Annotated in this window: 27 protein-coding genes; 25 read left to right on the forward strand and 2 right to left on the reverse strand. The window is 46.4% G+C overall.

The features are described from left to right. Positions 1-114 precede the first annotated feature (114 nt). The 9 genes from abbA (at position 115) to ACKTRM_RS07115 (ending at position 6,158) form a co-directional block, all read left to right on the forward strand. Entirely contained in the window at positions 115-306 is a 192-nt protein-coding gene (gene abbA / locus ACKTRM_RS07075) for an antirepressor AbbA (RefSeq protein ID WP_007409618.1), read from the forward strand. A 143-nt stretch (positions 307-449) separates the two neighbouring features. After that, the gene (gene cbpB / locus ACKTRM_RS07080; protein ID WP_003154608.1) at positions 450-893 is read left to right on the forward strand and encodes a cyclic-di-AMP-binding protein CbpB; all 444 of its coding nucleotides are present in this window, start codon (positions 450-452) and stop codon (positions 891-893) included. Between the two features lie 140 nt (positions 894-1,033). Then, a complete protein-coding gene (ccpC, locus tag ACKTRM_RS07085; protein WP_007611101.1) occupies positions 1,034-1,915 on the forward strand; it encodes a transcriptional regulator CcpC in 882 nt (293 codons plus the stop codon). Positions 1,916-2,026: 111 nt separating this feature from the next. Further along, the gene (locus ACKTRM_RS07090; RefSeq protein WP_012117440.1) at positions 2,027-2,500 is read left to right on the forward strand and encodes a flavodoxin; all 474 of its coding nucleotides are present in this window, start codon (positions 2,027-2,029) and stop codon (positions 2,498-2,500) included. Continuing rightward, positions 2,490-3,383 carry a WD40/YVTN/BNR-like repeat-containing protein gene (locus tag ACKTRM_RS07095; protein ID WP_012117441.1) on the forward strand — a complete coding sequence of 298 codons (894 nt, stop codon included), beginning with the start codon at positions 2,490-2,492 and terminating at the stop codon, positions 3,381-3,383. Before ACKTRM_RS07090 ends, ACKTRM_RS07095 begins: the two co-directional genes overlap by 11 nt. Before the next feature lie 26 nt (positions 3,384-3,409). Continuing rightward, positions 3,410-3,865, forward strand: a complete 456-nt coding sequence (locus ACKTRM_RS07100; protein ID WP_012117442.1) for a flavodoxin — start codon at positions 3,410-3,412, stop codon at positions 3,863-3,865. Positions 3,866-3,946: 81 nt separating this feature from the next. Further along, positions 3,947-4,657, forward strand: coding sequence for a 2,3,4,5-tetrahydropyridine-2,6-dicarboxylate N-acetyltransferase (dapD, locus tag ACKTRM_RS07105; protein ID WP_012117443.1), 711 nt, complete (start codon positions 3,947-3,949; stop codon positions 4,655-4,657). Between the two features lie 70 nt (positions 4,658-4,727). Next, positions 4,728-5,852, forward strand: coding sequence for an N-acetyldiaminopimelate deacetylase (locus tag ACKTRM_RS07110; RefSeq protein ID WP_012117444.1), 1,125 nt, complete (start codon positions 4,728-4,730; stop codon positions 5,850-5,852). A gap of 60 nt (positions 5,853-5,912) precedes the next feature. Beyond that, positions 5,913-6,158: a YkuS family protein gene (locus tag ACKTRM_RS07115; protein ID WP_003154596.1), complete on the forward strand. Its 246-nt coding sequence runs from the start codon at positions 5,913-5,915 to the stop codon at positions 6,156-6,158. Positions 6,159-6,191: 33 nt separating this feature from the next. Here the strand turns inward: ACKTRM_RS07115 and ACKTRM_RS07120 are convergent, their stop codons facing one another. After that, the gene (locus ACKTRM_RS07120; protein WP_012117445.1) at positions 6,192-6,998 is read right to left on the reverse strand and encodes a mechanosensitive ion channel family protein; all 807 of its coding nucleotides are present in this window, start codon (positions 6,996-6,998) and stop codon (positions 6,192-6,194) included. A 288-nt stretch (positions 6,999-7,286) separates the two neighbouring features. Between ACKTRM_RS07120 and ACKTRM_RS07125 the strand changes: the two genes are divergently transcribed. After that, on the forward strand, positions 7,287-7,745 hold the full coding sequence (locus tag ACKTRM_RS07125; RefSeq protein WP_012117446.1) for a TlpA disulfide reductase family protein: 459 nt from the start codon (positions 7,287-7,289) through the stop codon (positions 7,743-7,745). Between the two features lie 452 nt (positions 7,746-8,197). Then, a complete protein-coding gene (gene rok / locus ACKTRM_RS07130) occupies positions 8,198-8,794 on the forward strand; it encodes a transcriptional regulator Rok (RefSeq protein WP_012117447.1) in 597 nt (198 codons plus the stop codon). Between the two features lie 20 nt (positions 8,795-8,814). Here the strand turns inward: rok and ACKTRM_RS07135 are convergent, their stop codons facing one another. After that, positions 8,815-9,807, reverse strand: a complete 993-nt coding sequence (locus ACKTRM_RS07135; RefSeq protein WP_012117448.1) for a hypothetical protein — start codon at positions 9,805-9,807, stop codon at positions 8,815-8,817. Between the two features lie 145 nt (positions 9,808-9,952). On the opposite strand from ACKTRM_RS07135, the gene ACKTRM_RS07140 reads away from it, so the two are divergent. The 14 genes from ACKTRM_RS07140 to sipT all read left to right on the forward strand — a co-directional run bounded on the left by ACKTRM_RS07140 (position 9,953) and on the right by sipT (position 22,735). Next, complete coding sequence (locus ACKTRM_RS07140; RefSeq protein ID WP_012117449.1) at positions 9,953-10,555, forward strand: molybdenum cofactor guanylyltransferase; 603 nt, start codon at positions 9,953-9,955, stop codon at positions 10,553-10,555. Between the two features lie 51 nt (positions 10,556-10,606). Next, positions 10,607-11,626, forward strand: coding sequence for a molybdopterin-synthase adenylyltransferase MoeB (locus ACKTRM_RS07145; RefSeq protein WP_007611113.1), 1,020 nt, complete (start codon positions 10,607-10,609; stop codon positions 11,624-11,626). Between the two features lie 17 nt (positions 11,627-11,643). Then, entirely contained in the window at positions 11,644-12,936 is a 1,293-nt protein-coding gene (locus tag ACKTRM_RS07150) for a molybdopterin molybdotransferase MoeA (protein ID WP_012117450.1), read from the forward strand. Then, positions 12,897-13,418 (forward strand): molybdopterin-guanine dinucleotide biosynthesis protein B, encoded by a 522-nt coding sequence (gene mobB, locus ACKTRM_RS07155; RefSeq protein ID WP_007409631.1) that lies wholly within the window; start codon positions 12,897-12,899, stop codon positions 13,416-13,418. Before ACKTRM_RS07150 ends, mobB begins: the two co-directional genes overlap by 40 nt. Further along, positions 13,419-13,889, forward strand: coding sequence for a molybdenum cofactor biosynthesis protein MoaE (locus ACKTRM_RS07160; RefSeq protein WP_007611116.1), 471 nt, complete (start codon positions 13,419-13,421; stop codon positions 13,887-13,889). It begins immediately after the preceding gene. Next, positions 13,886-14,119 carry a molybdopterin converting factor subunit 1 gene (moaD, locus tag ACKTRM_RS07165; protein WP_007409633.1) on the forward strand — a complete coding sequence of 78 codons (234 nt, stop codon included), beginning with the start codon at positions 13,886-13,888 and terminating at the stop codon, positions 14,117-14,119. The genes ACKTRM_RS07160 and moaD overlap by 4 nt, the downstream gene beginning before the upstream one ends. Positions 14,120-14,442: 323 nt before the next feature. After that, the gene (locus ACKTRM_RS07170; RefSeq protein WP_012117452.1) at positions 14,443-15,141 is read left to right on the forward strand and encodes a Yip1 family protein; all 699 of its coding nucleotides are present in this window, start codon (positions 14,443-14,445) and stop codon (positions 15,139-15,141) included. 1 nt (position 15,142) lies between these two features. Beyond that, positions 15,143-16,279, forward strand: a complete 1,137-nt coding sequence (locus ACKTRM_RS07175) for an efflux RND transporter periplasmic adaptor subunit (protein WP_012117453.1) — start codon at positions 15,143-15,145, stop codon at positions 16,277-16,279. Continuing rightward, positions 16,280-16,972: an ABC transporter ATP-binding protein gene (locus ACKTRM_RS07180; protein WP_007409637.1), complete on the forward strand. Its 693-nt coding sequence runs from the start codon at positions 16,280-16,282 to the stop codon at positions 16,970-16,972. Then, positions 16,969-18,162, forward strand: a complete 1,194-nt coding sequence (locus ACKTRM_RS07185) for an ABC transporter permease (RefSeq protein WP_007409638.1) — start codon at positions 16,969-16,971, stop codon at positions 18,160-18,162. The genes ACKTRM_RS07180 and ACKTRM_RS07185 overlap by 4 nt, the downstream gene beginning before the upstream one ends. 281 nt (positions 18,163-18,443) lie before the next feature. Further along, a complete protein-coding gene (locus tag ACKTRM_RS07190; RefSeq protein WP_007409639.1) occupies positions 18,444-19,199 on the forward strand; it encodes a DeoR/GlpR family DNA-binding transcription regulator in 756 nt (251 codons plus the stop codon). Then, positions 19,196-20,107: a 1-phosphofructokinase gene (gene pfkB, locus ACKTRM_RS07195; RefSeq protein WP_003154572.1), complete on the forward strand. Its 912-nt coding sequence runs from the start codon at positions 19,196-19,198 to the stop codon at positions 20,105-20,107. Before ACKTRM_RS07190 ends, pfkB begins: the two co-directional genes overlap by 4 nt. Positions 20,108-20,121: 14 nt before the next feature. Beyond that, on the forward strand, positions 20,122-22,023 hold the full coding sequence (locus tag ACKTRM_RS07200) for a PTS fructose transporter subunit IIABC (RefSeq protein ID WP_012117454.1): 1,902 nt from the start codon (positions 20,122-20,124) through the stop codon (positions 22,021-22,023). A 94-nt stretch (positions 22,024-22,117) separates the two neighbouring features. Next, positions 22,118-22,735, forward strand: coding sequence for a signal peptidase I sipT (sipT, locus tag ACKTRM_RS07205; protein ID WP_369719103.1), 618 nt, complete (start codon positions 22,118-22,120; stop codon positions 22,733-22,735). Positions 22,736-22,766: the final 31 nt, after the last annotated feature.

Here is a 22,766-nt window from a genome sequence, read left to right on the forward strand (position 1 = left end):
CGAATTATGCGGTTGACGATTTTTTTCTGTTTACTTATTCTAGCGGTAGAGCTGAAAGCAAATTTCACATTGCTTTCGGAGGTATTCAGTTAAAAATAGGGGGCCTGATTACGTATGAGTCTTATCGGTGAACGATTTACGGAAGAAGAACAGAAACTTCTGCTGAATATCCTGATCAATCAAGAATATGCCATTGAGCTTTTGACCAGCGAAATCAACGATATAGAAGCAGGGTCAAAAAGCGTTGATGGAACCACTTATAAAAAACTCGTAACGCTCTATGACCGTTTTCGGAATGAAAATTAATCAGCGGCCTATAAATTGATACTCGATTGCAAAGAGTATCTTTTTTATTGACGGAAACTTTTCGACAAAAAATGATAATGTTTATATTATTGCAATATAGGGAATACATGCTTTGATGAAAAATGTAAAGGGGTCGAAGTGACATGATTAGCTTACAATCAGATCAGCTTCTTGATGCAACAGTCGGACAATTTATGATCGAGGCGGATAAAGTGGCGCACGTTCAAGTCGGAAACAACCTTGAGCATGCTCTATTAGTGCTGACGAAAACCGGCTATACCGCCATTCCCGTCCTTGACGCTTCGTACCGTCTGCACGGTTTGATCGGGACAAATATGATTATGAACAGCATTTTCGGACTTGAACGGATCGAGTTTGAGAAGCTGGATCAAATTACGGTTGAGGAAGTCATGCTGAAAGACATTCCCCGTCTCCACATCAATGATCCGATTATCAAAGGGTTCAGCATGGTCATTAACAACGGCTTTGTCTGCGTTGAAAATGATGAAGGCGTCTTTGAAGGCATTTTCACGAGAAGAGTCGTATTAAAGCAGTTGAGCAGCCATATCAGATCATTGAATAAGTAGGCTCGCACGATCAGCCTATTTGTTCTTTTGCATGCCGGAAAAAGAAAACGCATACATATGAGTGGCGCTTGCCTCGGCAGCCTTTATTTTATTAGAATGGTAGATAAGAAATACGAAAAGGCATTGAAAAGGAGGACGACATGCAGCTTCAAGAGCTTCATATGCTCGTAGTTTTAGCTGAGGAATTAAACATGAGGAAGGCTGCCGAACGGTTATTCGTGTCACAGCCGGCTCTGTCCCAGCGATTGCAGACCATTGAAAAAGCCTGGGGAACAAAGATCTTTCTTAGGTCTCAAAAAGGACTTACGGTAACGCCGGCAGGAGAAAAAATCATACAATTTGCAAATGACGTCACGGATCGGCAAGAAAGAATCAGAGAAAACATTGATGAACTTGAGGGTGAGATTCACGGCACATTAAAGCTTGCCGTCGCCTCGATTATCGGGCAGCACTGGCTTCCGAAAGTGTTAAAAACATATGTGGAACGATATCCGAATGCAAAGGTCTCTCTCATTACAGGGTGGAGCAGCGAAATGCTGAAAAGTCTGTATGAAGATCAGGTACATATCGGCATTATCCGGGGAAATCCGGAATGGAAAGGCCGGAAAGATTATTTAATGACCGATCATTTATATTTGGTCGATACGGAAATTTCCTGTATTGATGATATTGCCCATACCGATCGGCCGTTCATCCAATTCAAAAGTGACAGTACATATTTTCAGGAAATTCAGCATTGGTGGCATCAAAAATTCAAAACCTCGCCGAAACAGACCATCCTTGTCGATCAGATTGAAACGTGCAAGCAGATGGCGCTGCACGGGATCGGATATGCCATTCTGCCGTCAGTCACCTTAGAAGAGGAAGACAAAGTAAATAAAATGCCCCTGCTTGATACAAAAGATCATCCGATCGGCCGTGACACATGGCTGCTCGGTTATGAGCCGGCATTTGAATTAAAACAGGTGCAGGCTTTTGTTTCTGTCATTAAAGATATGCTGAAGCAGGAACGCCCATTTTAGAAAGACAGCAATCATGCTGTCTTTTTTTATTTTTTATTGACAATGAAAATCATTATCATTTAAAGTGTTATATATGTTAATGAAAATCATTATCAATTACGAGGTGGTCATATGCAGAAAGCATTAATGATATACGCAAGCATGTCGGGGAATACAGAGGATATTGCCGGCATTATAAAAGAAACACTGAGCGGGCATCAGATAGCAGTTGACTGTCTTGACATGGACGAAGCAGATGCGGATTCTCTCGAAGCATATGATTATGTTTTTGTCGGCACGTACACATGGGGGGACGGTGATCTTCCTTACGAAGCGGAAGATTTTTACGAAGATATTCTGCACAGCCAGCTCAACGGACTGAAAACGGCCTGTTTCGGTTCAGGCGATCACGCCTACCCGAAGTTTTGCGAAGCGGTCACGCTGTTTTGCGATGCGTTTGAACAGGCCGGAGCCAATTTATATCCGGAAACGCTGAAAATTGAGCTGGCGCCCGAGACGGCTGAGGATCAGGAATGCTGCAAAGAATTTGTCCGCGGTTTTCTTGCATGGGCCGCTCACCACGGAGACCGGTGCCATGTTTCATAAAGGCGCGACGGCTGTCATGGCATCAGTGACCTCAGGATATTTTGTCGCAGTGAAAGACGAAGGTATTTTTCATTTTTCCGCGGAAGAAGGCTGGAAGAGACTGTTCCGAGTGAAAAGCAGAATTCATGTGCTGACTTACATAGGGCCCTACATATTCGCGGCTGGAGAAAAAGGCGCCGTCCTCAGATCAGCCGATCAGGGAAAGACCTGGACGGCCTCCCGGTTTCCGACGAACGCCTCCGTATGGGCCGTTGCCGGGCGGAATGACGGGTTTGTCTGTGCGCACGGCACATACTGCCTCTACTTATCTGATGATTTCGGCGTCACTTGGCATGTGGCTAAGCCCTTTTCACAATTAAAGGAGCCGCCTGTCATCCGTTCGCTTTGTTTACACGGTCAGACGATTTATATCGGCACCCGGATTCACATGAATCATGGCGGCATTTGGGCGTATGATCTGACGGAAGACCGCATCCGGCGTATAAGCCGCGAAAGGCAGCGCATGACGGCTTCAATGAGGATGTATCAGAATGACTGGCTCATTGCAGCAAAGGGCGCGGCAAAGGGAGAACGGGGGGAGGTTGCCGTCCGAAACGTGCGGACGCAAGAGGAGTTTGCCATTACAGCCGGACCCGCCGTACGGGAAAAATCATTTCTCGACGTTTCTGAGGATAACGGGATTATTTATGTCACATCGTCACAGGACGAAAACGGATTTTCGCGTATTTATCAAGCTGATCTCGCCGCCGGTGAATTAAAGTGGTTTGATACGATCCGCGGTCACGGATGGCGGGTGGCCAACCGGGAAGAAAACTTTTTTTGCGCGGGCCTTTACGAAAGTAAGTTTGTCAGACCGTATGAGGCGGTTCGGCTCGCACATTAGTTTTTATGCATAAAGGAGAGACGAAGATGGGGAATGTATTGCTTGTTTACGCCACAATGTCAGGAAACACCGAGGCGATGGCGGATTTAATTGAAAAAGGGCTGATCGAAGCACAAGCATCCGTAGACAGATATGAAGCGATGGATATTCATGCCGAACTTTTTAATGATTACGAGTATATTTTATTAGGCACATATACGTGGGGAGACGGGGATCTTCCTGATGAAATGCTCGATATTGCTGAAGATATGGAAAACCTGGAGTTTATAGGGAAAACATTTGCTTTGTTCGGTTCCGGAGATACGTCCTATGAGTTTTTTTGCGGAGCGGTTGACGAATTGGAAAAAGTAATCACGGCCCGCGGCGGGCGGGTGGTGCTGCCGGCGGTCAAAATTGAAAACAACCCTGAGGGCAGTGAGGAAGAAGAGCTCCGGGAATTCGGAAGACAGTTTGCCGCGCTGTGCAGCCAGCCGGCAGAATAAAGGCTTGTTCCTTTTTTTCTTGTCTTTGTATCCTTCCTTTGTTACAGTAATGAGGTAGAAAATCAGAGGAGGACAATACATATGAAAATGATGGATGCAAATGAAATTATTTCATTTATTCAAAATAGTACAAAATCAACGCCTGTAAAAGTGTATGTAAAAGGCGATCTTGAAGGAATCAGCTTTGGCGATTCCGCTAAAACATTCCTGAACGGCCAATCCGGCGTCGTTTTTGGCGAGTGGGCTGAAATTAAAAGCGTAATCGAAGAAAACAAAGACAAAATTGAGGATTACGTCATTGAAAATGACCGCCGCAACTCTGCGATCCCGATGCTTGATTTAAAAGATGTTAAAGCGAGAATCGAGCCCGGCGCTATTATCCGCGACCAAGTTGAAATCGGCGACAATGCCGTTATCATGATGGGTGCATCTATTAATATCGGTTCAGTCATCGGCGAAGGTACGATGATTGATATGAACGTTGTTCTCGGCGGACGCGCGACTGTCGGCAAAAACTGCCACATCGGAGCGGGTTCTGTATTAGCGGGCGTTATTGAGCCGCCTAGCGCTAAGCCTGTTGTCGTGGAAGACGACGTTGTGATCGGCGCAAATGCGGTTGTGCTTGAAGGCGTAACAATCGGTAAAGGCGCGGTTGTCGCTGCCGGAGCCATCGTTGTAAATGACGTCGAGCCATATACCGTTGTAGCGGGAACACCTGCGAAAAAAATCAAAGATATCGATGAAAAAACAAAAGGCAAAACAGAAATCAAACAGGAATTACGCCAGCTGTAAGGAATGGTTTGATAGAATGGGCGTGGATGATAAAATCCACGCCTTATTCTTATCTCAAGGAGGAATACATATGGAAAAAGAGCGGCTCATTGCCATCCGAAGAGATCTGCACCGCATTCCGGAGATCGGCTTTCAGGAATATAAAACCCAACAGTACCTGCTGAATCTATTGAACCAATATCCGGAGGAAAGAATTGAAATCGAAACTTGGAGAACCGGCATCTTTGTCAAAGTCAACGGCACGGCTCCGGAAAAAATGCTCGCCTACAGAGCGGATATAGACGCTCTGTCGATTGAAGAGCAGACGGGGCTTCCGTTTGCATCTGAACACCCCGGTTTTATGCACGCATGCGGCCACGATATGCACATGACCATCGCGCTCGGCATTATTGATCATTTTGTCCATCATCCCGTCAAACATGATCTTCTCTTTTTATTCCAGCCGGCTGAAGAAGGACCGGGCGGAGCGGAACCGATGCTTGAAAGCGATGTGCTGAAAAAATGGACGCCGGATTTGATTACCGCTCTCCATATAGCACCTGAGCTTCCTGTAGGCACAATCTCCACCAAAAGCGGATTGCTGTTTGCCAATACGAGCGAGCTTGTCATCGATCTTGAGGGGAAAGGCGGGCATGCGGCATATCCGCATACAGCAGACGACATGGTCGTTGCCGCGAGCACGCTTGTCACGCAGCTGCAGACGGTCATATCCAGAAATACGGATCCGCTTGACAGCGCTGTGATAACTGTCGGAACGATTACCGGGGGCACGGCGCAAAATATCATCGCAGAGCATGCTCATCTGGAGGGAACCATCCGGACGCTTTCCGAGGAATCAATGCGTATGGTGAAAAAGCGGATTGAAGAGCTTGTCAAAGGAATTGAAATCGGCTTCCGATGCAAAGGAAAAGTCACGTATCCGTCCGTTTATCATCAAGTTTATAATACAAGCGGCCTGACCGAAGAATTTATGCAATTTGTCAGCGATCATCAGCTTGCTGACGTGAGAACGGCGAAAGAAGCGATGACCGGAGAAGATTTCGGATATATGCTGAAAAAATATCCCGGCTTTATGTTCTGGCTGGGGGCCGATTCATCCCACGGGCTTCATCACGCCAAGCTGAACCCGGATGAAGATGCGATGGAAACCGCGGTCAATGTCATGGTCGGATATTTTTCGAAGTATGCCAATTAAATCCGAAAAGAAGAATAATCTAACAAAAATTGAGCATTCTACATAACGGAGGTGTTCAATATGACGAAAAAAATTGGAATTGAACAATCTTTATCGGATGTAGAACAGGCGTTAAAACAAAAAGGATATGACGTAGTGATGATGAAGACTCCTGAGGATGCGAAGAATTGTGACTGCTGTGTCGTAACCGGACTTGACAGCAATGTCCAAGGAATTGCCGATACGTCAACTCAGGCTCCCGTCATTACGGCTTCCGGAATGACCGCCGACGAAATCTGCAGCGAAGTGGAAAAAAAATTTCATTAAAAAGAAAAAACCGAAGCTTACGCTTCGGTTTTTCTATTCGGCGGAAGCGGCGTTTTTAAAACGGTCGAGCGCGATTTTTATTTCTCTCCGCAGTACGCGTTCAACCCGCCATTGCTCCATATTTTCTGTTTTGGCAATGATTCTGATCACCATTTCTGACGTGCTTAAATCCTGAACCCCGATGACGTCCGGCCCTTCCTTAATCTGCGGGAGCGCAGCGGCTGCTTTGTCACACGCGGTTTGCAGGATTTGAATGGTTTCATCAAGATTTTTTTCAAGCGGCACTTTAATATCGACAAGCGCCTGCATCGTTCCGCGGGAATGGTTGCTCACATTCGTAATGCCCCGGTTGGGAAGATAGTGAAGCGTGCCGTCAAAGCTCCGGATTTGCGTCGTACGGAGACCGACCTGCTCGACAATGCCGCTGTAGCCGGCAACCGTAATATAATCGCCGACGTCGATCTGTTTTTCCAAAAGGATAAAAAATCCGGTGACGATGTCACTGACAAGCCCCTGAGCCCCGAAGCCGACTGCGAGACCGACCACCCCGGCGCCGGCAATGAGAGCGCTCGGATTGTAGTGAAATAAATCCAAAATCATTACGATAAAAACGAAAATCAGGATGTATCCATATACATTAAGCGCGAGGCTTCGCAAAGTATAAGCGCGGCCTGTGGAGAGGTTGTTTTGTTGCTCGAATTTCTGAAACAGATGCTTGATCAGCTTTTTTCCTGCCGCCCGGAAAATAAAGTACGCTAAAATAATGAGAGCCAGCTTTATGATGAAAATCCCGGCAGATGTGAGAAGCCCGGCCCAGTCAAAGTGTTTTAAATCAATCATAGTGATGTCTTCCTTTCAAGTCTTTTGCGGAAAAAGCTAAAAGTCATATACCCGTTTTTAAAATAAGATAAACCTTTTAATAGAAACCAGTTATTTCATTTATGATTTGTTCATATTGCCCGGTTTCAATATCATCATTTTTGTGAAGATATGAACTAAGGAATCGCCACACTCATTTTAACATGGTGATTCAGCCAAATCATATCCTTTGGAGGGAAAACAGGAGAACGTTGCCCGGAGAAACTGAAAGCCCCGGCAAAAAACCTTTTTCATAAGGAGGGAAATAAGATGAAATTACGTCAGCAAATGCCTGAATTGACAGGCGCTAAAGCATGGATTAACAGAGAAGTCACGAAGGAACAGCTGGTCGGCGGAAAGCCGGCACTGATTCACTTCTGGTCCGCCAGCTGCCGCATGTGTAAAGAAGCGATGCCTGAGATGAACGAATTTCGTGATAAATATAAAGATCAGCTGAATGTGGTGGCCGTTCACATGCCCCGTTCCGAAGACGATCTTGACCTTGAGAAAATCAAGGAAACAGCGGCTGAACACGATATCTCTCAGCCGATTTACGTCGACAGCGATCATACGCTGACTGAAGCATTTGAAAATGAATATGTGCCGGCTTATTACCTTTTCGATAAAACCGGACAGCTCCGCCATTTTCAAGCGGGAGGAAGCGGGATGAAAATGCTTGAAAAACGCGTCAGCCGAGTACTTTTAGAAACGGAGCAGGCTTCTGAGTAATCGGGACAATCTCCGTCGGACTATTGTCTCGGTTCTGCAAACCCTTTGCCGTTTAGGTAACAGGGTTTTTTTGTGCCTATTGGATAAAAAATCCCAATATGACATGTGTGGCTTTAAAAATAAGAGAAACAGCCGTAAACACGCTGTACCGCTTGTTTTATCGATATCATTATCTTTTACATATAATAGTCGAAAATTGTAGATATCACGCTAATTTTCATTAAACAAGTAATTTCAAGTTATATTTTGAAATGGTTGAATAAATTGGAACTTTGTCCAGAATCCCCTATATGATAAGGGATTTTTGTATATAAAGTACCATTTTCAGAAAATAAGCAATTTTTCATAGAGTAAATAAAATAGTAAAATGATAAAATAATAGTTGATAAAATTACTTTTGTAATCTAATATCTTAATAAAAGCGTTTAAATTTTTGACAGGGGGTTTTACACATGTTTAATGAAAGAGAAGCGCTGCGCTTACGTTTAGAACAATTGAACGAAGCAGAGGTAAAAGTCATTCGTGAATATCAAATAGAACGTGATAAAATATATGCAAAACTGAGAGAATTAGACAATACAGGCAGCCTGTCCGATACAAAAAAAGAGTTTCGTCCGGAGAAAAAAAGTGACTCTCTCCCTGTGCTTGCAGAGCTTGCAGCACAGGAAATGAGAAGCTATCAAAAGCCGCAGGCACAGCCTCAATCCTCCCAGCCGCAGATGCAGTCTATTACGTCTCTTCCCGCCGGCATTCCAGACGGTTCTACAAGAAGAAGAAGAGGGACGGCGAGACCGGGATCAAAAGCGGCAAAACTGCGCGAAGCAGCGATTAAAACATTGAAACGCCACAATGCAGCGATTAAAAGTTCCGAACTGCAAAAGGAAATTGAAAAGGAAAGCGGCCTTGAAATTCCTAATATGACAACATTTATGCAAAGCTTAATTAAAATGTATCCGGAAGTGAAAAAACCATACCGCGGCCAATATATTCTTGAGGGAGAAATTTCTCAGGAAACAGCAGAAACGGCAAATGATACGGCTGCTGAATAAAACAGTAAAAACTGCTTGCGTTACTCAAGCAGTTTTTTTGCGCTTTCCCGCTTATTCTGCGGAAGTGACGCCTCTTTTCCAGGCTTTTTTTCAAGCTTGACGACATATTTTTGGAAAGGCTTTTCGCCGTCAGCACGTTCTTTCAACGCATCCAGTTTTTCATCAAACGACTGATCGCGGGACTCTGATTGTACAAATTGTTTTTGCAGGGAGATGACTTGTTCGGTAACGGCTTTAAGCAAGTCTTCTGCCTGAACAGTCTCTTTGGAAACAGAAGGGATTTCCAGAGCTTGTTCCGCCGGTTCCGCCGTGCGGCTGTCAATATCAGCAAAATGGCCGGCAATCCAAGCATCACTTTCGTCCAGCTGCCGTTTATACGAAAGAATGGTTTCTTGAAATAACTTTTCTTTCGTTTTTTCTATTTCTACAAGCCGTTCTTTTGTTTCTAGTATTCGATCTCTCATATGATTAATTTCTATTTTAATATGTTTGAGCTGGTATTCTTTTTCTATCATTTGTGTTTGGAGCCGGGTATTTTCGTCTGCAGCGGCATGATAACGCTGTTTCATATCTTCGTGAGATGTCCGTTCAGTTTGAATGGCGGTCTCAAGTGAGCGGATGCGGGTATGTAAGTTTTTATTTTCTTCTTCAAATTTTACATTTGTAAGATGCAGACGGTGCTTTTCTTCCATCTCATTTTTCCGCCGAAACGTTTCCTGCTGAAGCAGTTCTTGCAAAATGACGATTTTATCGAGCAGCCCGGCTCTGATTTCATGCAAAGAACGTTCCGTGTCACTTGTCTGTTTGTGTTTTTGAGCCATGGCTTCCAATTCGTCAGAAAGCTTGTGAAGCCGCTCTTTAATATTGGCGTTTTCCTCTTGAAGCTTATTATTTTTCTGATGGAAGTAGCTTGCTTCAAATTCTGAAATTAATTTTCTGCATCTGGAAAGTTCGGATTTCAAGTAAAGGTTCTCTTGAGAAGTGTCGTGGAAAAACGGACCGGATATTTTCATAAGAACCATCTCCCTCATGATGTTAACACTACAATATGGGAAAGGATCAACGGCTATTCCTCTTAATTAAACAGACAAGCACCGTAATATTGTATTTCGGCTGAGGCGTTTGCTATGCTTTTATATAGAATGGGAGAGAGATGACATGAAACGGGTGAATGTAATATTAGCGGGGGGAGCTTCCCGAAGATTCGGAGAACCGAAAGCTTTTGCAAAGTGGAAGGGCGGCATGTTTTATGAACAGGCGAAAAAAGCCTTCGGCGGCGGAGAAACGGTAATTATCAGCCGCCCTGAGCATATAAAAAAGTTCTTATCAAACAGAGAGCGGCATGTTTTGGCCGATGAGCCGCGGTTTCGGGGAATGGGCCCGCTGGCCGGCATATATACGGCAATGAAACAAACGGAAGGCGAAACATTTACGGTCATATCCTGTGACACGCCGCTCGTGACAAGAAAAACGATGGTTGCGCTTGAAATGAAGCTGACGGGAAATCTGGACGCTGTCATACCGGTTTGTAAAAACAGAGAGCAGCCCCTCTTGGCGGTTTACCATAAACGGGTGCAGGATGTGCTTTTTGATCAGCTGACACAAAACAAACTGAAAATGACAGACACGCTGAAACGGCTGTCTGTCTGTTATGTGCAGGCTGAAGACATCGGCGCCGGGCCGGAGGAGTTCGCTAATATCAACACACAGGACGATTACACCAGACTTTTGGCGCATGTCGAGTCTTCAAATCAAGACTGATCGGGAAGAAACATGGTATGATGGAAATAAAAATGCAAGGGGACAACACAGATGGAAGAGCGCTATTCGCGGCAGACAAGATTTAAGCCGATAGGGGAAAAAGGGCAGCAGGCGCTGGCTGACAGCAGTGTCCTGATTGTCGGAGCCGGAGCCCTCGGAACAGCCGCGGCAGAGGGCCTGGCAAGAGCCGGAGCGGGCCGTATGGCGATTATTGACCGGGATTATGTGGAATGGAGCAATTTACAAAGACAGCAGCTGTATACAGAAGAAGACGCGAGACAGCGCCTGCCGAAAGCAATGGCGGCAAAGGCGCGTCTTTTGGCGGTAAACAGTGATATACATATCGATGCTTACGCGGCGGAAGGTACGGCGGAAACGCTCGAACCGCTGATCGAACAAGCGGATTGCATCGTGGATGCGACAGATAATTTTGAAACGAGAATGGTCATCAATGATCTGGCGCTGAAAACGAAAACACCTTGGATTTACGGTGCCTGTGTCAGCAGTCAGGGAATGTGCATGACGATTATTCCGGGGGTTACGCCGTGTTTATCCTGCCTGTTTGAGCAAATGCCCGTGGGCGGAGCGACATGTGATACAGCAGGTATCATACCTCCGGCGGTTCATATCGTCTCCGCTTATCAGCAGGCTGAGGCGCTGAAATTGCTGACAGGAAATCATGCGGCGGTAAATCGGCGCTTTTTCACGTTTGACGTGTGGAATAACACCAATATGAGCATAAATGTGGATCAGATCAAACGGGATCATTGCCCTTCCTGCGGCGCGGAGCCCGTATATCCGTATCTGCAGCCTGAAAACAGGCCGAAAGCAAGCGTGCTGTGCGGAAGAGACACCGTTCAAATCAGATCGGAAGCCTTAAAGAGGCTGGATAAAGAAGAGCTTGTCAAACGTCTGAAGCAGATCGGTAAAGTGGAAGCAAATGAATTTCTGCTGCACATGGCGTATGAGCGCTTCAGAATCGTTATTTTTCAGGACGGACGGGCTTTGATTCACGGTACAAACGATATAAAAGAAGCAAATTCAGTTCTGGCCAGGGTGATCGGACTGTAGGAAGGGGAGATATTGCTATGCTTGAAAAAAGAACGCCGATTCAGGTGGACGAAGCAGTCCGCCGGGTGAGCCGGTATAAAAAACAGGGGGATACCGAATGGGTGGCGCTTGAGGACAGTCTCCACCGCTATTTGGCGGAGGATGTTAAGGCGGATCATGATGTGCCGGCCTTTAACCGTTCCCCGTATGACGGGTTTGCCATCAGGGCGAGCGATTCAAAAACGGCTTCCGGTGACAATGCCGTCACCTTTGAAGTCATTGACCATATCGGAGCAGGCGCCGTGTCAGAAAAAGAACTCGGGCCTTTTGAAGCGGTCCGCATTATGACGGGGGCGCAGATTCCAAAAGGTGCGGATGCCGTAGTGATGCTTGAGCTGACAAAAACGTTTTCTGAAAACGGGACGAATTACATGTCAGTGAAACGCCCTTTTCATACGGGTGATAATATTTCATATCAAGGAGAAGACGCGAAAAAAGGCAGCTCGCTATTAAAAAAAGGGACGAAAATTACGCCGGGCGTAACCGCTCTTTTAGCAACCTTCGGCTATGCTTCCGTTCCCGTGGTCAGAAAGCCGGTTGTCGGCATTATCGCAACGGGGACCGAGCTTCTTCATGTCAGCGATCCGCTTGAGCCGGGGAAAATCCGCAACAGCAACGCTGCGATGGTGTATGCCCAGGTCATTGAAGCGGGTGCGATACCGCTGAACTTAGGGAAAATTTCCGATGATTTTGATGACAGCTATGTTGCGGTGAAGGAAGCTATGAAAAAAGTTGATTTTCTCATCACGACCGGCGGCGTGTCAGTCGGCGATTTTGATTTTCTCCCAGACATTTATAATAAGCTCGGAGCGGAAGTTCTTTTTAACAAAGTGGCAATGCGCCCGGGGAGCGTGACAACTGTCGCCCGGGCCGATAACATGCTGCTGTTCGGCCTTTCAGGCAATCCGTCCGCATGTTATGTCGGATTCACCCTGTTTGTCAAACCGATGATTCAGACGTGGCTTCTGAATGAAAAACCTCATTCCGGATGGGCGGAAGCCGTGTTAACAAACGACTTTCCGAAGCCGAATCCGTTTACGAGATTTGTGAGGGCGTTTGTTTATCATAAGGACGGAAAGATGATGGCGTCACCGGTCGGTCTCGACAAATCAAGCTCAGTCACATCTCTAGCCGAAGCAAACGCGTTTATCCTTCTGCCGGGAGGAACGAGGGGGTATGAAGCGGGCCGTACGGTTCACGCGCTCCTCATCCGTGATGAGAATGGAAGTGAATGGCCGTGGTCAATTCTTTCCCGATCGTCCAGATCGTAGGTTTTCAAAACAGCGGTAAAACAACGTTTATTGAACGTGTGCTGAAAGCGGCGCCGAAAGAGTGCGATATTGGATGTTTAAAACATCACGGACATGGCGGAGAGCCGGAACCTTTTTCTGACGGAAAAGACTCGGAGCGTTTTTCAAAAGCCGGGGCCGCGGTTACGGCAGTAGAAGGGGACGGCGTCCTGCAGCTTACGGCGCGAAAAAAATGGGATCTGGCGGGTTTGATCAGTCTGTATGAATGTCTGGGAATTGACGGTCTTCTCATAGAGGGATTTAAACATGCGCCGCATCCGAAAATCATTATGATCAAAGACAGCGAAGATTGGCAAAAGCTGAAGCATTTGGAGCGCGTGATCGCGGTTGTCAGCAGAAATACGGAGCATATGCCGGCAGATGCAGGCATGCCCGTATTCCATGCGGACGATCCGGCTGCCATGATGTTTGTGCTTTCGCAGCTGAAAGGGGAATCTGCATAAATGGAACGTTTTCAAATTACAAGGGAACCGATCATTGCGGAAAATATCGTAAAAAAAGTTGAAAAGCGTGAAGCCGGCGCCATCACAACGTTTATCGGCACGGTCAGAGAGTGGACTGCCGGGCGGCGGACGGTACGGCTCGAATATGAAGCGTATGAACCGATGGCTGTTCAAATGCTTTCTCAAATCGGCGATGAAATCAGTGCGAAATGGGAAGGAGCCGAAGCTGCAATCACTCACCGTGTCGGCGTCCTTGATATCGGAGAAGCCGCGGTCGTAATCGCCGTGTCTTCACCGCACAGAAAGGCGGCATATGAGGCGAATGAATATGCAATTGAACGGATAAAACAGATTGTGCCGATATGGAAAAAAGAAATCTGGGAAGACGGAGAAGAATGGATAGGCGATCAGCTGGAAACAACGCCCTATCCGAACGGAAAACCGGATTTGGATAAAGGGGAATCGCGATGATTAAAGTATTATTGTTTGCCGGGCTTGCGGAGCAGGCGGGAACACCGGTCATTGAACTTGACGAAAAAGAGACGGCGGCGTCTGCTGTAAAAACGCTGCTAAAGGAACGGTACGGCCTTCAGACGATTGACAATGCCATGATCGCAATCAATGAAACATATGTAAAAGACAACAGCATCGTAACAGAAGGTGATACCATTGCCTTTATCCCTCCTGTAAGCGGAGGGTGAAAAAAGAGCCGGATGTGCATCATTGCCATCCGGCTTTTTTGTATATAGGCGCTGAATTCCAGAGAATATCTAAATGGGATTTAAAGGGATTTGTGATTGAGCTGGTTTTGGCTGCATGAATAGGCTGAAGACAGTGCCTTCACAAGGATTTGAGCCTCCCGTCATACCGGTCAGACAATGCTTTTTTTTACATAATTATGGAACGTAAAGCTGAGAATTTGTGTTACAATTTAGCATAAATACGCAAACGGCAAAAAAATTGAAACTTCTCTCAGCCTAAAGCGTACGTATAAACAGAATAATACATAGGAGGCATCAGCAATATGGAACCAAACCTGGAAAAAGGCAATACGGCAGTAACGGAAAAGCCGTCAATTTTCGGCGTCATTACAAGTCCTGTTGTGCAGTTTAAAAGATTAAAAGAAAAGCCGGTCATCGGCATTCCTCTCCTGATTGTCATCATTCTCATCGCGGCCGGCAGTATTTTGCGCGGACTGGGGATGAATTATGAAGAAGTGCTGAACAGCCCATCTCTTGACGGTTTGACGGATGATCAGATTGAAATGACCAAAACCTTCGCTAAATTCGGCACGATGTTCGGAGGAATCTTCGGGGGCATTATCGCTCTGTTTATCGTTCCGCTCATTTACTGGCTGTGCGTCAAAATTTCAGGCGGCGTGACAACTTACAAAAAAATGCTATCACTCAGCCTGTTTACGGCATTTATTACCAATATCGGCTTAGCTATTAACGGTCTTGTCACTTATTTTACCGGTGCGGGCTCACTGTACGCCGTTACATCTTTGGCGAGTGTCATACCGGCCGGAGACGGCGTCGCGGTCTTTTTAAGCGCGTTCGACATTTTCAGCATCTGGAGCTATATTCTGCTCGCTTTGGGACTTCGCTATACAGGCGGCATTTCGAAAAAAGCGGCCTGGACTTCCGCGATTGTCCTGTTTGTTATTATGCTTTTAGTTTCGGCAGTCGGAGGACTGTTAAGTTCAATGACAGCAGGTGTATAACATGAAAAAAATTTGGATCGGAATCGGCATCGCCGTAATTGTTGCAGTATTCATCGGTATCAATATTTATAAGTCTGCCGCTCCCGCGGGCGGAAGCGCCGGGAAAAAAATCGAAACCGGAACCATGGAAAATAGAGAAATCTCCTCTACGGTTATGGTTCCGGGAACACTTAAATTCTCTAAAGAACAGTATGTTTTTTATGAAGCGGATAAAGGAACTCTTGATAAAGTGAAAGTAAAAGAAGGCGACAAAGTAAAAAAAGGGTCGTCGTTAGTCACGTATACAAATGAGCAGCTCAATCTTGATAAAGAACAAAATGAGTTGACAGAACAATCAAAACGGATGCAAATCGAACAAGTTGAAGAAAAACTCAGAGCATTAAACAGCAAGGAACAAGATCTGGCAAAACAAGTGGGGGAAGCGGAAGCCAAAAAACAAATTGAATCCGAACGGACTGATCTGCAGCTTCAGCAAAAAACGGCGGAAATCGAATTAAAGCAATCTGATTTGCAAAAGCAGTCTCTTGAAAATCAGGTGGCGAATCTCAATGTTAAGAGTGAGATGGACGGGACGGTTATCTCGGTAAATCAAGAAGCGGCTTCTAAAAAATCGGATATTCAAGAACCGGTTATACATATAGGAGACCCGGAACACCTGATCGTTGCCGGCAATTTGTCCGAATACGACACGCTGAAAGTGAAAAAGGGACAAAGCGTTACAATTACCTCAGACGCCATTCCAGGTAAAACGTGGAAAGGGAGAGTGGCGGCTGTCGGCCTCGTTCCTGATCAAAAGTCAAGCGCTGCTTCGGGGGAAAGTACGGAACAGGCCGTGCAGTATCCGTTCCAGGTTAAGCTGATCGGAAACCTTCCGGAGGGCAAGCCGGGGTTTAAATTAATTATGAACATTGAAACAGACAAACGGAAAGCCGATACGCTGCCGTCCTCCGCGGTCAAAAAAGACGGAGATGAGCACTGGGTCTTTACGGTAAAAGACGGGAAGGCCAAACGCGTGAAAGTTAAAGTCGGCGATACCGCAAATCAGCTTACGGAGATAAAAGAGGGGCTTTCAAAGGATGATAAAGTCATTCTGAATCCGGCTGACGGTTTGACTGACGGAACGGATGTGAAAGCATAGATGATTCAGCTTTCAAAGGTGAAAAAAAGCTATCAGATCGGCAAGGAGACGTTTGATGTTCTCCGTTCAATCGACTTGACGATTGAAGAAGGAGAATATGTGTCAATTATGGGACCGTCGGGATCGGGAAAATCTACGATCATGAATATCATCGGCTGTCTGGACAGACCGACGTCCGGCAGTTACAGGCTTGCGGGCGAAGATGTTTCTTCATGCACCGAAAAAGAGCTTGCGGCGGTCCGGAACAAATCAATCGGATTTGTCTTTCAGCAATTTCAGCTGCTGCCGCGATTGAATGCAAGAAAAAATGTCGAACTCCCCATGATCTACGCCGGTATCGGCAAAAAAGAGCGTGAGGAACGGGCTGAGCATGCGCTGGAAAAAGTCGGTTTGGCGGATCGGATGCGTCACATGCCGAATGAGCTGTCGGGCGGCCAGAAGCAGCGTGTCGCGATTGCAAGAGCCATCGTGAACGAACCGAAGCTCATTTTAGCTGATGAACCGACCGGCGCACTGGATACGAAAACAAGCATTTCCATTATGGAGCAGTTCACAGAGCTTAATGCAGAGGGCGTGACCGTGGTGCTTGTGACTCATGAGCCTGAAGTGGCGGACTGTACAAACAGAGTGATTTTCGTCCGTGACGGCATGATCGTTTCCCGCGATGCTGAGCAGAGGAGAGTGGGGGAATGAGCCTGTCAGAAAATCTCCGGATGGCCCTCAGTTCCGTAAGAGCTCACAAGCTGAGATCGATTCTGACAATGCTCGGAATCATTATCGGCGTCGGTTCAGTAATCGTTGTTGTGGCTGTCGGCCAGGGCGGAGAGCAAATGCTGAAGCAATCCATCAGCGGGCCGGGCAATACGATTGAATTGTTTTACATGCCCAGTGATGAAGAATTAACAGCCAATCCGAACGCCTTACAGGAAGCGAGTTTTACAGAAGAAGATATTAATGGATTAAAAGGAGTGGACGGCGTAAAGCAGGTTGTCGCTTCCGCGGTAAAATCCATGACGGCGCGTTACCATGAAGAAGACACGGATATTACGCTGAACGGCATTAACAGCGGCTACATGGACGTAAAAAAGCTGGACGTTCAAGATGGACGGACATTTACGGATAATGATTTTCTTTCCGGGAAAAGAGCAGGAATCATCTCGAAAAAAATGGCTGAAAAGCTGTTCGGGAAAACGTCTCCGCTCGGAAAAATCGTCTGGGCCGGCGGACAGCCCGTTGAAGTAATCGGCGTACTGAAAGAAGAGAGCGGCTTTTTATCGTTAGGACTCAGTGAAATGTATGTGCCGTTCAACATGCTGAAAACGTCTTTCGGTACTAACGACTACAGCAACGTTTCCGTTCAGACGGAGTCCGCTGATCAAATCAAATCAACAGGAAAAGAAGCGGCCCGTCTCTTAAATGACAATCACGGTACAAAAGAGGCCTATCAAGTCATGAATATGGAAGAAATCGCGGCGGGAATCGGCCAGGTCACGACCGTTATGACGACGATCATCGGTTCGATCGCCGGTATTTCTCTCGTTGTCGGCGGGATCGGGGTCATGAATATTATGCTCGTATCAGTGACGGAACGGACAAGAGAAATCGGCATCCGCAAATCGCTCGGTGCCACGAGAGGACAGATTCTGACACAATTCTTAATTGAATCTGTTGTGCTTACATTAATCGGCGGCTTAATCGGAATCTGTCTCGGCTACGGGGGAGCATCACTCGTTTCCCTTATCGCAGGCTGGCCGTCGCTCGTTTCCTGGCAGGTGGTTTGTATCGGTGTGCTGTTCAGTATGCTGATCGGTGTCATTTTCGGCATGCTGCCCGCCAACAAAGCATCACGCTTAGATCCGATTGAAGCGTTACGGTATGAATAATCGGCGCCCCATGCAGTCTGCATGGGGTTTTTTGTGTTTTAATGATTGAATGAATATAATAGACTTTTTTCATTTATGATAAAAAGAAAATGTCATACAATTGTCCCCCTTTTTGTCGAATTTACAGTTTACAAACCCTATGTACATACGTTAATATGAACAAATGTGAAAGATTTTGATAGTTATTGAATGAATTTGAGTGATTTTAGTTGCTAGAAGTAAAAAAAGCGTTTACAATTATCTTGCAGCCGAAATGAATACGTTTCCAAAGGAGGCGGAATATGCTCACTCCTGAAAGGTATCAGCTGATTATGGATCAGATTGAAAAGCGTGATGTGGTGAAGATTCAAGAGCTGATAAGCATGACAAATGCTTCTGAATCAACGATCAGAAGAGATTTATCAACACTTGAAGAGCGCGGATTTTTAAAGCGCGTTCACGGCGGGGCGTCTAAACTTTCCAACAGCAGGCAAGAACCCGATATGCTTGAAAAATCCTCCAAAAACCTTCAGGATAAACTGAAGATCGCAGAAGAAGCGGCATCTTTATTAGAAGAAGGTGACTGTATTTATCTTGATGCGGGAACAACTACATTGCACATGATTGATTTTATAGATCCATCTAAGGACATTGTGGTTGTCACAAACGGAGTTATGCATATCGACGCTTTAATAAGGAAAGGGATCCCCTTTTATCTTCTCGGAGGATATGTGAAGCATAGAACAGGTGCGATGATCGGCGGCGCCTCATTAACGGCGGTCAGCCAGTACCGTTTTGACAAAAGCTTCCTCGGGGTGAACGGCGTGCACATTGAAGCCGGCTTTACAACACCCGATCCGGATGAGGCTCTTCTGAAGACAAAGGCTGTGAGACAGGCGAAAAATGCGTATGTTTTAGCCGATCCTTCTAAATTCGGCGAGATTTCTTTCGCAGCGTTCGCCGCCTTGGGCGATGCCGCTATCATTACCACTGAAGCTGAAGAACTTGCATTCGATAATTACCAAGAAAAAACTGTCGTAAAGGTAGTGAAACCATGATTTACACTGTAACCCTCAATCCGTCTGTTGACTATATCGTTCACGTTGAAGATTTTGCCGTAGGCGGTTTAAACCGTTCCAGCTATGACACGAAGTATCCCGGCGGAAAAGGCATCAACGTTTCGAGATTACTGAAAAGACACCATGTGCCGTCAAAAGCATTGGGATTTGTCGGCGGATTTACCGGAAATTATATCACGTCATTTTTGCAGCAGGAAGGTCTGGAAACGGCTTTTTCTGAGGTGGATGAAGACACGCGTATAAATGTAAAACTGAAAACGGGCGATGAAACGGAAATTAACGGACAGGGCCCGACGATTTCAGACGAAGTGTTCAATGCCTTTTTAGAACAGTTCTCCGCTCTGGAAGAGGGAGACATCGTCGTTTTAGCGGGAAGCATTCCTTCTTCCCTGCCGCATAACACGTATGAAAAAATTGCTGAGGCATGCAGAAAGCAGAATGCCCGGGTAGTGGTAGACATCTCCGGTGAAGCGCTGATGAAAGCGACAGAAATGAAACCATTTTTGATGAAGCCGAATCATCATGAGCTTGGGGAAATGTTCAATACGGTCATTGATTCAGCCGAAGCTGCCGTTCCTTACGGTAAAAAATTAATTGAACAAGGCGCTGAACACGCGATTGTTTCGATGGCTGGCGACGGTGCGCTTTTATTTACGAAAGAGGCGGTTTTCCTCGCCAATGTTCCTAAAGGAAAGCTTGTCAATTCGGTAGGCGCGGGTGATTCCGTCGTCGCGGGATTCCTTGCGGGAATTTCAAAACAGCTGCCTTTGGAAGATGCGTTCCGTTTAGGAGTTGCTTCCGGAAGCGCGACGGCATTTTCTGAAGAACTCGGAACTGAAGAGTTTGTACAGCAGCTTCTTCCTGAAGTTAAAGTCACACGTCTATAGAGGAGGAAAGAAAAGTGAAGATAACTGAGCTGTTAACAAGAGATACAATTCATCTCAATATAGAAAGCAAAGAGAAAGAAAACGTTATCGATGAAATGGTGACAGTGCTTGACAAAGCCGGCAGATTAAATGACAGAGAGGCTTACAAAGCAGCCATTTTAAATCGTGAAAGCCAAAGCTCAACGGGAATCGGCGAAGGCATTGCCATCCCTCATGCGAAGACGGCGAGCGTCATTAACCCGGCCATCGCATTCGGCCGTTCAAAAGATGGTGTGGATTATGAATCATTAGACGGTCAGCCGGCACACCTGGTCTTTATGATTGCGGCAACCGAAGGAGCGAATAATACGCACCTTGAGGCATTATCAAGACTTTCAACGCTTCTCATGCGTGAGGAAATCCGCAAACAGCTTCTTGAAGCTGAATCAGAAGATGCGATCATTGACATCATCAATCAGCATGACAAAGATGACGATGAGGAAGAAGAGCAGGAAGAACAGGCAGCGCCGTCAGGAAAGGGCAAAATCCTTGCCGTTACGGCATGTCCGACAGGTATCGCCCATACGTTCATGGCAGCTGACGCACTGAAGGAAAAAGCGAAAGAGCTCGGCGTTGACATTAAAGTCGAGACAAACGGCTCAAGCGGTATCAAACATAAGCTGACGGCTCAAGAAATTGAAGACGCGCCTGCGATCATCGTGGCGGCTGATAAACAGGTTGAAATGGAACGCTTTAAAGGCAAACATGTTCTTCAAGTGCCTGTGACGGCCGGTATCAGACGTCCTCAGGAACTGATTGAAAAAGCCGTTAACCAAGATGCGCCGATTTACGAGGGCAGCGGCGGAGGATCTTCCGCTTCAGATGAAGACGGTCCGAAACAGAAATCAGGCACAAGTATCGGAAGTACTTTCTATAAACACTTAATGAGCGGTGTCAGCAACATGCTGCCATTTGTCGTCGGCGGCGGAATTCTCGTTGCGATTTCATTCTTCTGGGGAATTCATTCAGCTGATCCGAAAGACCCGACATACAACACGTTTGCCGCAGCGCTGAACTTTATCGGCGGCGATAATGCGTTAAAGCTGATTGTTGCAGTTCTTGCCGGATTCATCGCAATGAGTATTGCGGACCGTCCGGGATTTGCGCCGGGTATGGTCGGCGGATTTATGGCTACGCAGGCGAATGCCGGATTCTTGGGCGGACTGATTGCCGGATTCTTAGCCGGTTATGTCGTAGTCCTGCTGAAAAAGCTGTTTGTCTTTATTCCTCAGACTCTTGACGGATTAAAACCTGTATTGATTTATCCGCTGCTCGGTATTTTTATCACCGGTGTCCTGATGCAGTTTGTCATTAACACACCTGTCGCAGCGTTTATGAATTTCTTAACAAATTGGCTTGAAAGCCTTGGAACCGGAAACCTTGTCTTAATGGGGATTATTTTAGGCGGTATGATGGCTATCGACATGGGCGGCCCGCTCAATAAAGCGGCGTTCACTTTCGGTATTGCGATGATCGACGCCGGAAACTATGCCCCGCACGCAGCCATCATGGCGGGCGGAATGGCTCCGCCGCTTGGAATCGCACTGGCGACAACATTCTTTAAACATAAATTCTCTAAACGTGACCGTGAAGCCGGTATTACGTGCTACTTCATGGGAGCTGCTTTCGTTACAGAAGGCGCCATCCCGTTTGCGGCGGCTGATCCGCTTCGCGTCATCCCTGCAGCCGTTATCGGTTCTGCGGTAGCGGGCGGACTGACAGAGTTTTTCCGGGTAACGCTTCCTGCACCGCACGGAGGAATATTCGTTGCATTCATAACGAATCATCCGCTTCTTTACTTAATGAGCATCGTGATCGGAGCGATTGTAACGGCGGTTATCTTGGGAATCGTCAAAAAACCGGTTGCAGAGAAATAAGCAAAAAGCGTCCATTACGGGCGCTTTTTTCAATCATGTCCGCATAGAAGCGTTATGTATTTTATGATGAGTTATGATAAAGTAAAGATGGTACATGAACCGAAACAGTGATCGTCTAGGAGGAACCACGTTGACTGAAGAACAAAAACCTACTTCTGAAAAATCGGTAAAAAGAAAATCCAACACATATTGGGAATGGGGAAAGGCCATCATTATAGCGGTTGCACTTGCGCTGTTAATCCGCCATTTCCTGTTTGAACCGTACTTAGTGGAAGGATCATCAATGTACCCGACATTACATGACGGTGAAAGGCTATTTGTCAACAAAAGCGTCAATTATATCGGAGAAATCGAGCGGGGAGACATCGTCATTATTAACGGCGATACGTCGAAAGTCCATTATGTAAAGCGGCTCATCGGAAAACCCGGAGAAACGGTGGAAATGAAAAATGACACGCTTTATATAAACGGCAAAAAAATCGCAGAACCGTACCTCGCGAGCAATAAAAAAGAAGCTAAAAAACTGGGAGTCAACCTGACGGGAGATTTCGGCCCCGTAAAGGTTCCGAAAGGCAAATACTTCGTCATGGGCGACAATCGGCTGAACTCAATGGACAGCCGGAACGGACTCGGTTTAATTGCCGAAAACCGGATCGTCGGCACCTCGAAGTTTGTGTTCTTCCCGTTTCATGATATGCGTCAGACAAAATAAAAACGCCGCGCTGCCCGATTTGGACAGCAGG

Origin of the sequence: Bacillus sp. D7-8, from assembly GCF_052055895.1 — a bacterium.
Lineage (GTDB): Bacteria > Bacillota > Bacilli > Bacillales > Bacillaceae > Bacillus > Bacillus velezensis.

Coding starts and splice junctions, on each gene's coding strand:
- rok (WP_012117447.1), top strand. CDS start 8,198: ATGTTTAATGAAAGAGAAGCGCTGCGCTTACGTTTAGAACAATTGAAC.
- abbA (WP_007409618.1), top strand. CDS start 115: ATGAGTCTTATCGGTGAACGATTTACGGAAGAAGAACAGAAACTTCTG.
- ACKTRM_RS07140 (WP_012117449.1), top strand. CDS start 9,953: ATGAAACGGGTGAATGTAATATTAGCGGGGGGAGCTTCCCGAAGATTC.
- ACKTRM_RS07160 (WP_007611116.1), top strand. CDS start 13,419: ATGGAACGTTTTCAAATTACAAGGGAACCGATCATTGCGGAAAATATC.
- mobB (WP_007409631.1), top strand. CDS start 12,897: ATGGCCGTGGTCAATTCTTTCCCGATCGTCCAGATCGTAGGTTTTCAA.
- ACKTRM_RS07125 (WP_012117446.1), top strand. CDS start 7,287: ATGAAATTACGTCAGCAAATGCCTGAATTGACAGGCGCTAAAGCATGG.
- sipT (WP_369719103.1), top strand. CDS start 22,118: ATGAACCGAAACAGTGATCGTCTAGGAGGAACCACGTTGACTGAAGAA.
- ACKTRM_RS07170 (WP_012117452.1), top strand. CDS start 14,443: ATGGAACCAAACCTGGAAAAAGGCAATACGGCAGTAACGGAAAAGCCG.
- ccpC (WP_007611101.1), top strand. CDS start 1,034: ATGCAGCTTCAAGAGCTTCATATGCTCGTAGTTTTAGCTGAGGAATTA.
- ACKTRM_RS07150 (WP_012117450.1), top strand. CDS start 11,644: ATGCTTGAAAAAAGAACGCCGATTCAGGTGGACGAAGCAGTCCGCCGG.
- dapD (WP_012117443.1), top strand. CDS start 3,947: ATGAAAATGATGGATGCAAATGAAATTATTTCATTTATTCAAAATAGT.
- ACKTRM_RS07095 (WP_012117441.1), top strand. CDS start 2,490: ATGTTTCATAAAGGCGCGACGGCTGTCATGGCATCAGTGACCTCAGGA.
- ACKTRM_RS07090 (WP_012117440.1), top strand. CDS start 2,027: ATGCAGAAAGCATTAATGATATACGCAAGCATGTCGGGGAATACAGAG.
- ACKTRM_RS07175 (WP_012117453.1), top strand. CDS start 15,143: ATGAAAAAAATTTGGATCGGAATCGGCATCGCCGTAATTGTTGCAGTA.
- cbpB (WP_003154608.1), top strand. CDS start 450: ATGATTAGCTTACAATCAGATCAGCTTCTTGATGCAACAGTCGGACAA.
- ACKTRM_RS07190 (WP_007409639.1), top strand. CDS start 18,444: ATGCTCACTCCTGAAAGGTATCAGCTGATTATGGATCAGATTGAAAAG.
- ACKTRM_RS07110 (WP_012117444.1), top strand. CDS start 4,728: ATGGAAAAAGAGCGGCTCATTGCCATCCGAAGAGATCTGCACCGCATT.
- ACKTRM_RS07145 (WP_007611113.1), top strand. CDS start 10,607: ATGGAAGAGCGCTATTCGCGGCAGACAAGATTTAAGCCGATAGGGGAA.
- ACKTRM_RS07180 (WP_007409637.1), top strand. CDS start 16,280: ATGATTCAGCTTTCAAAGGTGAAAAAAAGCTATCAGATCGGCAAGGAG.
- pfkB (WP_003154572.1), top strand. CDS start 19,196: ATGATTTACACTGTAACCCTCAATCCGTCTGTTGACTATATCGTTCAC.
- ACKTRM_RS07135 (WP_012117448.1), bottom strand. CDS start 9,807: ATGAAAATATCCGGTCCGTTTTTCCACGACACTTCTCAAGAGAACCTT.
- ACKTRM_RS07100 (WP_012117442.1), top strand. CDS start 3,410: ATGGGGAATGTATTGCTTGTTTACGCCACAATGTCAGGAAACACCGAG.
- ACKTRM_RS07115 (WP_003154596.1), top strand. CDS start 5,913: ATGACGAAAAAAATTGGAATTGAACAATCTTTATCGGATGTAGAACAG.
- ACKTRM_RS07120 (WP_012117445.1), bottom strand. CDS start 6,998: ATGATTGATTTAAAACACTTTGACTGGGCCGGGCTTCTCACATCTGCC.
- moaD (WP_007409633.1), top strand. CDS start 13,886: ATGATTAAAGTATTATTGTTTGCCGGGCTTGCGGAGCAGGCGGGAACA.
- ACKTRM_RS07185 (WP_007409638.1), top strand. CDS start 16,969: ATGAGCCTGTCAGAAAATCTCCGGATGGCCCTCAGTTCCGTAAGAGCT.